This window comes from Limnobacter sp. SAORIC-690, from assembly GCF_002954425.1.
GTDB lineage: Bacteria > Pseudomonadota > Gammaproteobacteria > Burkholderiales > Burkholderiaceae_B > Limnobacter > Limnobacter profundi.
This window is the reverse complement of record NZ_MQVZ01000001.1, coordinates 1,604,907-1,617,996: the sequence shown is the minus strand read 5'-3', so window position 1 is coordinate 1,617,996 and position 13,090 is coordinate 1,604,907. Positions and strand designations below refer to the sequence as shown.

The 13,090-nt window shown below is 52.4% G+C and carries 11 protein-coding genes; 5 read left to right on the top strand and 6 right to left on the bottom strand.

What is annotated here, in order from left to right:
* Positions 1 to 25: 25 nt before the first annotated feature.
* The 3 genes from BSZ31_RS07715 to BSZ31_RS07705 all read right to left on the bottom strand — a co-directional run bounded on the left by BSZ31_RS07715 (position 26) and on the right by BSZ31_RS07705 (position 2,583).
* Entirely contained in the window at positions 26 to 706 is a 681-nt protein-coding gene (locus BSZ31_RS07715) for a DJ-1/PfpI family protein (RefSeq protein WP_105028259.1), read from the bottom strand.
* A 111-nt stretch (positions 707 to 817) separates the two neighbouring features.
* The gene (locus BSZ31_RS07710) at positions 818 to 1,441 is read right to left on the bottom strand and encodes a response regulator transcription factor (protein WP_105028258.1); all 624 of its coding nucleotides are present in this window, start codon (positions 1,439 to 1,441) and stop codon (positions 818 to 820) included.
* Positions 1,438 to 2,583 carry a PAS domain-containing sensor histidine kinase gene (locus BSZ31_RS07705; protein WP_105028257.1) on the bottom strand — a complete coding sequence of 382 codons (1,146 nt, stop codon included), beginning with the start codon at positions 2,581 to 2,583 and terminating at the stop codon, positions 1,438 to 1,440. Before BSZ31_RS07705 ends, BSZ31_RS07710 begins: the two co-directional genes overlap by 4 nt.
* A gap of 230 nt (positions 2,584 to 2,813) precedes the next feature.
* Between BSZ31_RS07705 and BSZ31_RS07700 the strand changes: the two genes are divergently transcribed.
* Complete coding sequence (locus tag BSZ31_RS07700) at positions 2,814 to 3,377, top strand: hypothetical protein (protein WP_206018564.1); 564 nt, start codon at positions 2,814 to 2,816, stop codon at positions 3,375 to 3,377.
* 102 nt (positions 3,378 to 3,479) lie between these two features.
* Here the strand turns inward: BSZ31_RS07700 and BSZ31_RS07695 are convergent, their stop codons facing one another.
* The 3 genes from BSZ31_RS07695 to BSZ31_RS07685 form a co-directional block, all read right to left on the bottom strand.
* On the bottom strand, positions 3,480 to 4,184 hold the full coding sequence (locus BSZ31_RS07695; protein WP_105028256.1) for an NAD(P)H-dependent oxidoreductase: 705 nt from the start codon (positions 4,182 to 4,184) through the stop codon (positions 3,480 to 3,482).
* A gap of 99 nt (positions 4,185 to 4,283) precedes the next feature.
* On the bottom strand, positions 4,284 to 5,633 hold the full coding sequence (gdhA, locus tag BSZ31_RS07690; RefSeq protein WP_105028255.1) for an NADP-specific glutamate dehydrogenase: 1,350 nt from the start codon (positions 5,631 to 5,633) through the stop codon (positions 4,284 to 4,286).
* Positions 5,634 to 5,809: 176 nt separating this feature from the next.
* Positions 5,810 to 6,475, bottom strand: a complete 666-nt coding sequence (locus tag BSZ31_RS07685) for a response regulator transcription factor (protein ID WP_105028254.1) — start codon at positions 6,473 to 6,475, stop codon at positions 5,810 to 5,812.
* Between the two features lie 150 nt (positions 6,476 to 6,625).
* Between BSZ31_RS07685 and BSZ31_RS07680 the strand changes: the two genes are divergently transcribed.
* From BSZ31_RS07680 to BSZ31_RS07665, 4 genes are read left to right on the top strand one after another with little or no spacing between them, the layout of a single operon-like run.
* Positions 6,626 to 7,291 carry a TetR/AcrR family transcriptional regulator gene (locus BSZ31_RS07680; protein ID WP_105028253.1) on the top strand — a complete coding sequence of 222 codons (666 nt, stop codon included), beginning with the start codon at positions 6,626 to 6,628 and terminating at the stop codon, positions 7,289 to 7,291.
* Complete coding sequence (locus BSZ31_RS07675; RefSeq protein WP_105028252.1) at positions 7,288 to 8,751, top strand: TolC family protein; 1,464 nt, start codon at positions 7,288 to 7,290, stop codon at positions 8,749 to 8,751. The genes BSZ31_RS07680 and BSZ31_RS07675 overlap by 4 nt, the downstream gene beginning before the upstream one ends.
* Positions 8,748 to 9,794 carry an efflux RND transporter periplasmic adaptor subunit gene (locus tag BSZ31_RS07670; protein ID WP_105028251.1) on the top strand — a complete coding sequence of 349 codons (1,047 nt, stop codon included), beginning with the start codon at positions 8,748 to 8,750 and terminating at the stop codon, positions 9,792 to 9,794. The genes BSZ31_RS07675 and BSZ31_RS07670 overlap by 4 nt, the downstream gene beginning before the upstream one ends.
* Before the next feature lie 5 nt (positions 9,795 to 9,799).
* A complete protein-coding gene (locus tag BSZ31_RS07665; RefSeq protein ID WP_105028250.1) occupies positions 9,800 to 12,856 on the top strand; it encodes an efflux RND transporter permease subunit in 3,057 nt (1,018 codons plus the stop codon).
* Positions 12,857 to 13,090: the final 234 nt, after the last annotated feature.

Here is a 13,090-nt window from a genome sequence, read left to right as displayed (position 1 = left end):
GAACTCCTATGCAGTGTTGCAACAATCAGGCTGAGGCGCGGTTCAATGCGGGGCGAAAATAATCAATGTCGTGTTGGTATTGCTGGTAGGCCTTGGTGTACTCCATCACACGGGCCACCTCGGCAATAAATTCTTCGTCGTAACCGGCGCGGCGCAGCAGGTGAAAACCCACTTCCATGCCGCTTGCGATGCCGCCACCTGTTACGATCCGGCCGGCATCCACCACCCTTGCATGGCTTACTTGGCAGGCGGGCGCTATTTCCGCCAGGCGGTCGATTGGGGTTTTTCCAAGGTGCGAAGCTTCCAGGCGATCGGGTTCTTTGCGGTTGGTGGCAGCCAGGCCATCGAGCAAACCCATGCGAGCGTAAATCCAAGAGCCCGTGCACACGCTGGTTAGCAAACAAGTGTTGGGCAGCGTCCGAATGTAGCGGTGCAAGTTGCCATTGTTCATTTCCTGCCGGGTACCAAAACCACCCGGAATCAGAAATGCATCCATTGCAGGTGTGTCAGAAAACGAATAGTTGGGCAACACAGTGAAACCAGCCTGAGTTTGTACTGGCCGCATGCTCTCGGCAATCAGGAACACTTCCAACTCTGGGTCGAAACGTTTGGCCACCGAGAACACGCCATAGGGCGCTGCGTAGTCCACTACCTCGGCTTCCTTGAACACATACACACCCAGTCTGAACCCTTGCATTCTGGCCATTGGCGCTTCTCCGGCAACACTGCATTAACAGGCTTTCAGTGTGCCGCGGGGGCTGAAGGCTGGGTATCACGCCATTTGTGATTGTGTTGTAGTGCTGGCCCTACAAGAAAATTACAAGCCATGCAGCTTGGTGTAGTTCACCAGGTCCACCAGGTTTTTCAGTTCCAGTTTTTCAAACACACGGGCGCGGTAAGTTGAAACCGTATTGCCCGACAAGCACAAGGCCTGTGCAATGTGTTGAACTGTTTCGCCCTGCGCCATCAAACGCAGCACCTGCATTTCACGATTGGACAGTCGCTCGTGGGGCGGCCTGTCAGCTGGCTTGCGCAAATCGTTGGCCATCAAGTTGGCTGTAGCAGGGGTTAGGTACACTTGCCCGGCGCAGGCCATTTGAAGGGCCTGTGTCAACTCCTGGGGCGAGCAACCTTTGTTCAGGTACGCATTGGCACCACTGCGAATGGCACGCAAAGCAAACTGCGCTTCGGGGTACACCGACAACATCACCAAGCCCAGTTTCGGAAATTCACTGCGCACGCTTTTCAGTACATCGAAACCATCGCGTTCGCCCAGTGCAACGTCGAGCAACACGGCATCAAAGCTGCCCTTGCGAAGTTTCTGGATAGCCTCTACGCCGTCAGCCGCCTGCTCGCTTTGGTACTGCCCATCAAACTCATCCAGAATTTGAACAAGGCCACGCCGAATAATCATGTGGTCGTCCACAATCAAAATCTTCATAAGGCGAGTACCTCGGGCAGGCGCAGCTTGATGCACACGCCCTGCCCCAAAATTGAATCAATCGAGCAACGCGCGCCAATGTCCCAAGCCCGTTCTTCGATACCCATTAACCCGAACCCGGCATTGAAAGTGCGCACTGCCATGCCACGGCCGTTGTCTTTGACCTCAAATACCACCGCCCGCCCTTCAGTGTGCACGCGCACCTCTACCTTATTGGCGCCCGAGTGCTTGCTGACATTATTCAGCGCTTCTTGCAAAATTCGGTACAAGGCAGTCTCGGTGGCTTTACTCAGACGAACATGTTCCAGCGCCGGGGCAATATCGAGTGAACTCACCACATTGGTGCGTTGGGAAAACTCACCCAGCAAATGTTCCACTGCCGCCCAAAGCCCAAGATGATCCAGCACACCCGGACGAAGATCAGAAAGTATTCGCCGCAAACTTTCCATGGCACCCTGGGCCAGGTCCAGCATGCTCTCAATCCTCAGGGTCAATTTTTCATCGTTTGCACAGCGGTAGGAAAGCGCTTTCAATTCCAGATCGAACGCCGTCAACTTTGCACCCAGGTCGTCGTGCATCTCACGCGCTATTCGGGTGCGCTCTTCTTCTCGAACGGTGGTCAGGTATGCAGAAAGTCTGCGCATTCGGTCGTGCGCTTTTTGCAATTGTGCAGTACGCTCAGCTACCCTACGCTCCAGTTCAACCTGCGCAGCAGCACGAATATTTTGCGCTTCAACCCGTTCGGTGATGTCTGTGAAAGTGACCACAGCGCCCACCACTGCTTGCTCTTCGAAAATTGGGTAGGAAGCGTACTCGGCATGAAAGCAGGTTCCGTCCCTGCGCCACAGCACTTCATTGTCCACACGGCAACCTTTGTTTTCCTGAAAAGCACGGAAAATATGACATTCACAAACTGGCATCAAATCGTTGTTGGCATAGGAGTGATGCATCAGGTAATGCATGTTCCTTCCGAGTACTTCATCGGCCGAGTAACCCAACATTTCCGCGCCTGCCTTGTTGATGAAAACGCAACGCCCTTTGAGGTCGATTCCATAGATGCCTTCGCCTGTGGAGTCGAGCAACAATTCGAGTTGCCTTCGCCAGGCAGCGTGATGAGAAAGTTTGGAAAGATGCTTGAACACGGCAGTGCACCTGAAGTTGAATCAACATCAAACTAGCAAGAGCAATGCCAATAAAATTCAAAAAGTTTTTGAAAATTTGCACGGGAGTGGTGCGAAAAAAAAAACGACAAAATTTATTGAAATTTACACACAAACGGGTTGTTGATCATGTATTGATGAAAAAAGCTTTTCAGTTAATAAAATTTGATGTACACATAACTCACCACACCGTTTAAGGAAGGTTACAAAACATGGTTACAACAGATCAAAAGCCAGTCGAAGCCGAGGCAAGCAAAGCAACCCCAGCTCCAAAAAAACCAGCAGCAAAAAAACCTGCTGCTAAAAAACCAGCCGCTGCAAAACCCGCAGCAGCGAAAAAACCAGCAGCAGCAAAACCCGCTGCCGCGAAAAAACCAGCTGCTGCTAAACCAGCCGCTGCGAAGAAACCCGCCGCCAAACCAGCTGCTGCCAAAAAGCCAGCCGCTTCCAAACCAGCTGCCGCCAAAAAACCTGCCGCCAAAAAAGCAGCAGCAAAACCTGCAGCGAAAAAGCCAGCAACATCACGCGCCAAGGCAGCCACTGCCAGCGTAGCGAATGCTGCAGCCAAAGCGAAGAAAACTGTGGCCAAAGCAAAGCCAGCCGCCAAGGCCAAGGCCGCCGCAGCCAAGTCAGTGTTCAGCGCAACTGATCGCAAGAAATTGTTGAGCGATGTTCAGAAGCAGATCAAGGACCTTGAGAAACAAGTCAAGGGCATGGTCAAGTCAGTTCAAACTGACGTGATCGCCAAGATCAAAAAGCAACTGGGCATGAAGTAATCCAGAAATAGCAAAAACAATAAGACCACTACACGACCTTTCGCACGAAAGGTCTTCTGTAGATTTGATTGAAACCCGTTGTGCGAGAGCACTGCGGGTTTTTTATTTACCGAGTGGATTCATTTGCGCATCGAAATTGTCCAGACTGGGATATGACACCTTCGGGCGCGAAGCCAGTGTGTTCACGGCAACATCGAGCTGCTCAAGCATTTCAACACGGGCTTCTTGTGTAATGTAAGGCACATGGTAAGCAGCAAAAGGTTCCAGCACATCAAATCCGGCATAGCCCAAACTGCCGCGCAACACAGGGCGCAACATGGTATTCAAATCACCGTGAATGGCGTCATCGCCAAACATGTGTTCACGGCCACCCAGTGTAAAAGTAAGCCAGGCCTGTTTGCCCTTCATCAAACCACGGTCGTAGAAATTTCGACCACCATAGACAGCGCCCGACAAAAAGACACGGTCGATCCAGCCTTTCAAAATTGCAGGCAAAGAAAACCAGTACAGCGGAAAATTCAGCACCAGCAAGTCGCACTGCTTGAGCAACTCTAGTTCGGAGGCAATGTCTGCGGGCAATGAATTGGTTTTCTGTGCATGCCGCTGCTCCAGCGCATACACCAGGTAATCCGGATTACTGCGTTCAGCAAAGTCGGCAGCACTGGCCACCGGGTTGAATTGCTTGGCGTATAAATCTGACACGGTCACCGTGTGGCCCTGCTCCTCAAAACGGTTTTGCATGCGCTTCATCATTGCGGTGCAGAAAGATTGGGGTTCGGGGTGTGCATGCACAATCAGAACGTTCATGGTGTCGGATTCTTTCGAGAAAATAATTAGCCATGCTACCAAAAGAAAAGGGGCCGCCAGTCAATTGGCAACCCCTTTTCAGCGCAACCCACCTGGCTTTTAAATGACGCCGTAAGCCAACATCGCATCAGCCACCTTCACAAAGCCACCCACATTGGCACCCTTGAGGTAATCAATGTGGCCGTCTTCTTCCGCGCCATACTTCACGCATCGCTTGTGGATGTCGCTCATGATGGTTCGCAAGCGCTGATTCAACTCATCGCGTGACCAAGACAAGCGCATGCTGTTCTGGGTCATTTCCAAACCTGATACTGCAACACCCCCGGCATTGGCGGCCTTGGATGGCGCAAACAAAATACGCGCCTTCTGGAACACATCAATTGCACCTTTTTCAGAAGGCATATTCGCACCTTCAGATACCCCCATACAACCATTCTTGATCAACATGGCAGCTTCTTCGGCATTGATTTCATTTTGGGTCGCACATGGAAAAGCAAGATCGCAGGGTATGTGCCACGGACGTTTGTCAGCAACAAACTCTGCATTCGGATATTGGTTCAAGTACTCGCTGATGCGGGCCCGTTTTACTTCTTTCAGCTCTTTGATGTGCGCCAGCTTCTCCATCGTAATGCCGTCTTTGTCATGGAGCGTTCCCGATGAATCGGACATGGTGATCACTTTGCCGCCCAGCGCCAGAATTTTCTCGACTGCATATTGCGCCACATTACCCGAGCCACTAACTGAACACACCTTGCCCTCAAACTTCAAACCCTTGTGGCTCAACATGTCTTCCATGAAATAGACCACACCGTAGCCAGTTGCCTCTACTCGGATTTCACTGCCCCCAAAGGCCAAGCCCTTGCCAGTGAGCACACCAGTGAATTCATTACGGATTCTTTTGTATTGGCCAAACATGTAAGAAATCTCGCGCCCCCCAACGCCGATGTCGCCGGCTGGAACATCGGTGAAGGGACCAATGTGGCGGGAAAGTTCGGTCATGAAGGCCTGGCAAAAACGCATGATCTCGCGATCGCTTTTGCCTTTGGGATTGAAGTCTGAGCCACCCTTGCCGCCACCCATGGGCAAGCCTGTCAGGCTGTTCTTGAAAGTTTGCTCAAAAGCGAGGAATTTCAAAATGCTTTGGGTCACGTTGTCGTGAAACCGAATACCCCCTTTGTAAGGGCCAATCGCATTGCTGTGCTGTACCCGGTAACCACGTTGAGTGCGCACATTGCCTTGATCGTCTTCCCAACACACCCGGAAACTGACGATTCGATCGGGCTCGGTCAGTCGCTGCAGAATTTGAGCAGCCTCGTATTTCGGATTTTTTGCAACAAATGGAATGATGTGTTGTGCAACTTCATGCACTGCCTGGTGAAACTCTGGTTCGCCGGGATTTCTGCGAATCAGTCCATTCATGAACTCTTCTAATTCTGGCGAGCTGCTCATCTCTTATTCTCCTATGGAAGGACGACGTTGGACTGCGTGTAAGCAGTTTACCGAATCGCCTGAGATAGAGCACTCTGGATTTCTGTGGATATCCCCAAAAAGTGGGCACAACCTAGGGGATAGCATGTGGACAAGTAGTCCAAGCTATTCATTACATAAGGAATTAGATGGACTGACTAATTATTGTGCAAGCTCGGTTCTGGCATGCTGTGTTTTTGGATCTGGGTGTGTCGGTAAATGATCGAAGCCTCCATCCGGTTCTTGGCTTTCAAGCGTTCCAGAATGTCTTTCACATGCCCCTTCACAGTTTCCACACTGATCTTCAGCAGCACGGCAATTTCCTTGTTGCTATGCCCGGCCCCAATCAATTCAAGCACCTCAACCTGTTTGTGGGTGAGCGCCTTTGACAAAATCGGCATTTGCAACAATTCAATATTGGCGTGGCTCAAACCGACACGAATCAGGTCGATCATTTTTGCAAAGGGTGTGAATTTTGAAAATGCAATAAACCGTTCAAGCTGATGACGCTTTAACTGCCCCATCACTTTCTCGTCGTTTGCAGTAATCAGTACCGGAATCTCAGGGAACAGCGTTTCAAACAGGCCAATAAAAGTCTCGGCTTGGACATCGCGCAAATGAAAGTCTGTGATGATCAATGCGGGAAACTCTTCCACGGCATGCCGTGCGGCTTCCTTCAAGGTAGAAAACTGGCGAATGCGGGCATGGGGTGCCACATCCTTCACCATTTCGACCAAGCCGAAACTGACGATTGGATGATCATCAATTACAAACACCACTTGCCTTTCCAGGCCTTCCAGTTTTTTAACCACCGCGCTTCTCACAGAAACAATTCACCATGATTTAACTTTAATTGACGAAGCCACCCATCCGTGCCGGAAATAAACTCGGTAAATCGACTCAAATCAGTGTTTCAAACTGCGGAAGGAAAAAACCATTGACATTGTGTCAATGGCTCAACTAAGATCCATTTTATGAACTATGTAATCGAACGTCGCGAAGAAGAAAAGGAACGCCGTCGGGAAGAAATTCTCGACGCAGCTGAACTTGTTTTTTCTGAAAAGGGTTTTGACGCAGCCACCATGGATCAAGTTGCACGAAAAGCGAGGGTTTCGCGCGCACTGGTGTATGTGTATTTCAAAGACAAGGCAGCCTTGCATTTGGCAATTTGCCTGCGGGGTTTGCGAATACTGCGTGAAATGTTCGAATCCGCACGAAACCAGCATGCCACTGGTGATCACCAAATTCGGGCAATTGGTCAGGCTTATATGCAGTTTTCAGAAGAGTACCCAACGCATTTCGCCGCCATGTCCAGGTTTGAAGCCTCTCACCATGAAATTGCACTGGACGATCCCTGCTCGGCAACACTGGAAATGATTCAGGCTGGGCAACAGGTTCATGAACAAACAGTGCTGGCACTCGCCAAAGGCATGGCAGATAAAACATTGCGGGACGACCTGGACAATCTGATGCAAATTTCCATCACCTTGTGGGGTTTCACGCATGGCACCATTCAGCTAGCGCAAACCAAGGCCAACTTCATGGCCACCATGGGCATCAGCAAAGAATCTTTCATGAACCAGGCTGTGGAGCTGGTCATGCAATCCCTGATCAACCGCAATGGCGGAGGCAAAAAATGATCTCGCACAAACACGCAGGCGCCCGAGAAAGGGGCGCTTTTTTTTACGCCCTACTTGACAAGCGTCTAATGGCTGCACTGCTGTTGATGACGATTCAATTTCAGCAACCCAGTCAAGCCAGCACGCCGCTTGACGACTACTTGAGCCAAGCCATGGCCAATAACCCCGCCTTGGCGCAGGCCAGCTTTGAAGTGGAGGCTGAACGTCAGCGACTTGAAAATTTGCGTGCACGCTTTTATCCCAGCCTTGCATTGCAGGCGCGCGCAAGTGTGGCCGAAGGTGGTCGCACCATCGATTTCCCGGCGGGCGATTTACTCAACCCCGTGTATGCAACATTAAATTCGCTCACCGCAGTCCCAGGTCAACCGCCCCGTTTTCCCACAGTGGAAAACCAGTCTATTCCACTGCTACGCCCGACCGAGCAAGACACCCGGCTGGTAATACGCGGCCCGATTTACGAACCTGTTCTGGACCAGCAACTGCAAGCACAAACCCAGGCAGTGGGTGCCCAAGAGGCTGCACAGCTGCAAGTGAAAGAGGAGCTAATTCGCGACCTGCACACCGCCTATTGGCAATACGCGCAGGCCAAGGCCAGAATTACTATTCTCGAGGCCAGCTTGCGAACACTGAAAGAAAACGAACGAATCAATACAGTGCTGTACAAGGCCGGGGAAACCACCCTGGATGCACCGAAACGTGCCGAAGCAGAGACACTCGAAATTCAGGTGGCCTTGCGCCAAGCCCAAACGCAAGCCCTGCTGGCCAAAGAGTATTTCAACCTGCTGCGCTATGCCCCAAACGACAGCGCAGTTGAACTGCCGCAAGAGGAGCTGAACCCCAGTGCCATTCAAACACTGCTGGATGAGCTCACCCCGAAAACGCAGGGCAACACCCCAGCGCCGGCGCTCACCCGGCTTGAACGCAGCCTGGCAGCCCAACGCGCCCAACTGGATGCCAGCCGCGCAACTTACAAACCCACACTGGGCTACTCGATCGAAGGCGGCTATCAGGGACGCGACTACAACACCGGCCCCAACACAGGATTTGCGAGCGCATCGGTGGTGTTGAACTGGACCCTGGCAGACGCCGGAATTCGCAGCAGTGAAGTGGCCCGCAACCAAGCACAGGTACAGGCACTGGAAGCACGTGCACGGCAAGTCAACCGGCAACTTCAACTGGCCAAATTGCAAGCCCGGGAAAATTTGCTGGTGTCGCTGGACAGCATCCAGGCGCGCATGGCCCAACAGGCTGCATCCGAGGAAAGCCTGCGAATCAATGAACGCAAACGCGACGCTGGCGAGACCACTCAAGTTGAATTTTTAAGTGCCGAACAAAGTGCAACACGCGCACGGTTGGGCTTGGTGACTGCCGTGTACCAGGCCCGAATTGACCATGCTGTTTGGCAGTACAACAACCGAAACATTCCCGAGCCAAGCCCACAGGAAGGAGCTCAACCATGAAACCCGCACTCGTAATTTCAACCCTCTCCTTGTTGGTTCTGGCAGCCTGTGGCCCAGCCACCCCAGAGGAAGCACCCGCAGTGGAATACCGGTTGGTGAAAACCGAAACGGTACAAAGCGGCCCTGCAGCCAGCTTGATCGAAGTAGCTGGAATTGGTGCCTTTCGCGACGAAACACGATTGAGTTTCAAAGTGGGCGGCGTGATTGAACGAATCAATGTGCGCGAAGGCGAAACAGTTGAGAAAGGCCAACGCCTCGCTGCGCTGAACAAGCAAGACGTGAATGCCGCTGTGAGCCAAGCCAGCGCTGGCTTTGAAAAAGCCCAACGCGACTTGCAACGCGGCAAATTGCTGCGTGAACAGGAAGTGATTTCAAAAGTGCAACTCGACAACCTGGAAACCGCCGCACAAGCTGCACGTGCACAACTTAGCCAAGCCCAATTTGCAAGCCAAACGGCTGAAATACAGGCGCAAGCCAATGGCGTGGTGTTGAAGCGCTTTGCGCAAACAGGCGAAGTGGTATCGCCGGGCCAGCCGATATTACTACTCGGCAGTAAAAGCAGCGGCTTTGTCATGAAAGCAAGCCTTGCAGACAGGCAAGCCGTGCACATACGGTTGGGTGCCAAAGCTGAAGTGCAATTCGATGCCCTGCCCGGCGTGAAGTGGCCCGGAAAAGTGATTGAACTAAGCCAGGCAGCAGACCCCGCCACAGGCACCTACGGCGTGCTGGTTGAGGTAGACACGCGTGCCCATGAAAACATCAACCTTTTATCGGGCATGCAAGGACGTACCCGCATTGAACCCGCCAACTTCAATGGCATGCGAAGCTATGTACCCATAGAGGCCGTGGTCGAGGGCGACAACAAAGCCGCCTGGATTTACACCGTACAAGCCGACAACACCGTGAAACGCCAAACTGTGGCGGTGGCCTTTATTCAAGCAGACCGGATCGCATTAATCGACGCCCTGCCAGAAGGCACTCGCGTAGTGAGCACAGGTGCAGCCTACCTGCAAGATGGTGAAACCGTGAAAGTTCAGGAGTGATCCAGATGAAACTCTCGGACTTTTCCATCAAGAATTACCAGTTCACGCTGGTGATATTCTTTCTGCTGACAGCAATTGGCATCAGCGCCTATCAAAACATACCCAGAACCGAAGACCCTTATTTCGACATCAGCGCGTTTCGCATCAATGTGATTTATCCAGGTGCTGACCCTCGCGAAATGGAACAACAGGTGGCCAAGCCCATTGAAGACGCCCTGCGCAGCCTGGATGACTTGAAAGAAATGCTTTCAACATCCCGCAACAGCGGTGGCGTGGTGTTTGTTCGCTTCCATGCGGAAGTTGACGTTGACAAAAAGTTCGACGAAGTGAACCGTGAACTCAACAGCATTCGAGACCAGCTACCAGCAGGCATACAAAAGCTGGAAATTGAACGAATCAACCCCGGGTTTACCAACATCATTCAATATTCACTGGTGTCTGAAACAGCAAGCTATGCCGATCTGGCCAATTACGCAGAAGACCTCTCCGAGGCGTTCGAGCGTATTTCGTCAGTGCGTGAAAGCGAAAGCTGGGCTTACCCCGAACAGCAGGTGCGCGTTAGCCTGAACTTTAAAAAACTGGCGGAGCTGGGTATTCAAGCCGCCGATGTGGCACGCATTATTCAGGGTGAGTCGCTGAACATTCCAGGTGGCCCGGTTGAAGAGGGTGCACGCCGTTTAAATGTACAAACGTCGGGCCAGTACCGCAGCGTTGAAGAAATCAGAAACACGGTGATTGCAGGCACGGGTACGGGTGGTGATTTGGGTGGTCGCCTTGTTCGCGTGGGCGATGTCGCCGATGTGCAATGGGACTATGAAAACCAGGAGGTGATGGCCCGCTTCAACGGTCAGCGCGCGGTGTTTGTTACCGCCAACCAGAAAGATGAACGCAATATTTTTGTAACCCAAAAAGCCTTGCAGGAAACCGCGGACGAGTTCGAGAAAACCTTGCCCCCCAATATCAAAATGGAGCGCGGGTTCGAACAATACAAAAACGTGGAAAAGCGGATTGATCGCTTGACCTTCGATTTTGCCCTGGCTGTAACACTGGTGCTGATCACCCTGTTGCCGCTGGGTTTGCGGGCCTCGGGTATTGTGATGGTCAGCGTGCCGCTTTCGCTGCTCACAGGCTTGGCCTGTTTGTACTATGCGGGCTTTTCACTGAATCAGCTTTCCATTGCAGGCCTTGTGGTTGCATTGGGCTTGTTGGTCGACGACTCCATCGTGGTGATTGAAAACATTTCACGTTACCTGCGCATGGGCTACAACCGCATCGATGCAGCACGCCTGGCCACCAAGCAAATTTCGCTGGCTGTTTTGGGCTGTACTGCCACCCTGTTGTTTGCCTTCCTGCCCCTGTTAATGCTGCCTGACAACGCAGGAAAATTCATTCGTTCACTCCCCGTGGCCGTGGTGTTTACAGTGATTGCATCGCTGTTTGTTGCGCTCACCATCATTCCGTTTTTGGCCAGTCGTGTGCTGAAAAAAGAAGAAAACGAACACGGCAATATTGTGCTTCAAAAACTCATGGGGCTAATCGACAAAATTTACACCCCGCTGCTGCACCGCGCTTTGCAAACCCCAAAAACCGTGGTGGCCGCATCGCTGGTGTTGTTCGTGGCCAGCCTGGCTTTGGCGCCACTCATGGGCATGTCGCTATTCCCCAAAGCCAATACACCGCAATTTGTGATTGAGGTAAGTTTGCCCCCTGGCTCCAGCCTGACGGCCACCGACACTGTGGTGAAACAGGTGGAGAACAAACTGAGTGAATTCAGCGAGATTACCGCTGTCATGGCCACCGTGGGCGAAGGCAACCCACAAATTTATTACAACGTATTTCAGCAAGACAAACAATCGAATGTAGGTGAGCTTTTCGTTCAGCTCAAGGAGTACAACGACGACACACCCAAGTTGCTGGATAACATTCGCAATGAACTAAAAACGATTGCCGGTGCCAACCTGATTGTGCGCGAATTTGAAAACGGTCCACCTGTCGATGCCCCCATTGGTATCCGTTTGGTAGGCCCCGAGATCGAAACACTACGTGAATTATCTGCACAGGTGGAGCGCATCATGCTGGCCAACCCCGGCACGCAAAACGTGGACAACCCCCAGCGCACCGGGCGTAGCGACTTGCGCCTGAGAGTGAATTTCGAGAAAGCAGGTTTGCTGGGCGTGAATTCAGCGGAGCTGGACCAGGCAGTGCGGCTTGCCATTTCAGGCGCGTTTGCTGGTGAAATTCGCCAAAGCGATGGAGACGCCTACACTATCAGTGTACGTGGCCCTGCGGGTGTGCGGAGTAATCTGAGCGCGTTAGACGACTTCCATGTGATTTCACGCACTGGTCAGGCTGTACCGCTGACCCAACTCACCACGCTTGAACTGGATGACAACCTGAACAGCATTTACCGCTTCGACCGCGAACGCGCCGTGTTGCTGACCGCTTACACACGCACTGGTTACAACACCGAGAAAGTTGCCAACGAAATTGCCAAGCAGATCGACGAGATGGGCCTGCCCACCGGTTACCGCTACAAAATGGCCGGCGAAGTAAAAAGCAGGCAAGAAAGCTTTGCCGGGTTTGGTACTGCGATCCTGATCACCGTATTCGGGATTCTCGCGATTCTGGTTCTGGAATTCGGCAGTTTCAAAAGCACCTTGATTGTGCTGTTCGTGATCCCACTGGGTGTAACGGGTGGCATGGTCATGCTGTTCCTCACGGGGAACTCACTGAGCTTCACCGCGATGATTGGCTTCATTGCGCTGATCGGCATTGAAATCAAAAACTCGATTTTGCTGGTGGACTTTACCAACCAGTTGCGCGAAGAAGGCAAGGGGCTGGATGAATCCATCGAAGAAGCGGGCCGTATTCGTTTCCTGCCAATTTTATTGACCAGTGCCACTGCCGTGGGCGGGCTGCTGCCACTGGCGCTGCAGGGAGGCGGACTTTATTCACCAATGGCGTGGGTGATTATTGGTGGCCTCATTTCTTCAACTTTCATCGGTCGCCTTGTGACTCCGGTGCTGTACAAACTGTTGCCACCCGACTTGCAGAGAACATAGCCTAAGCCATTGATTTCACCTACAATACGGCCTCAATGCACAAGGACACACTGAAATCATGAAAAAACCCGCAGGCCGCAACAGTAGCGCAGGCCGCACCGGCGACTCGGGGCGTTCCGGCCCACCGGCACGCCCCAGTAACCGCAACAAAACAGCCACCACCGCCAAACCCGCAGCAGCGGGACGTGGCAGGCCCGGCAGTGCAACAGGCAAAGCAACCACTACCCTGCAAAA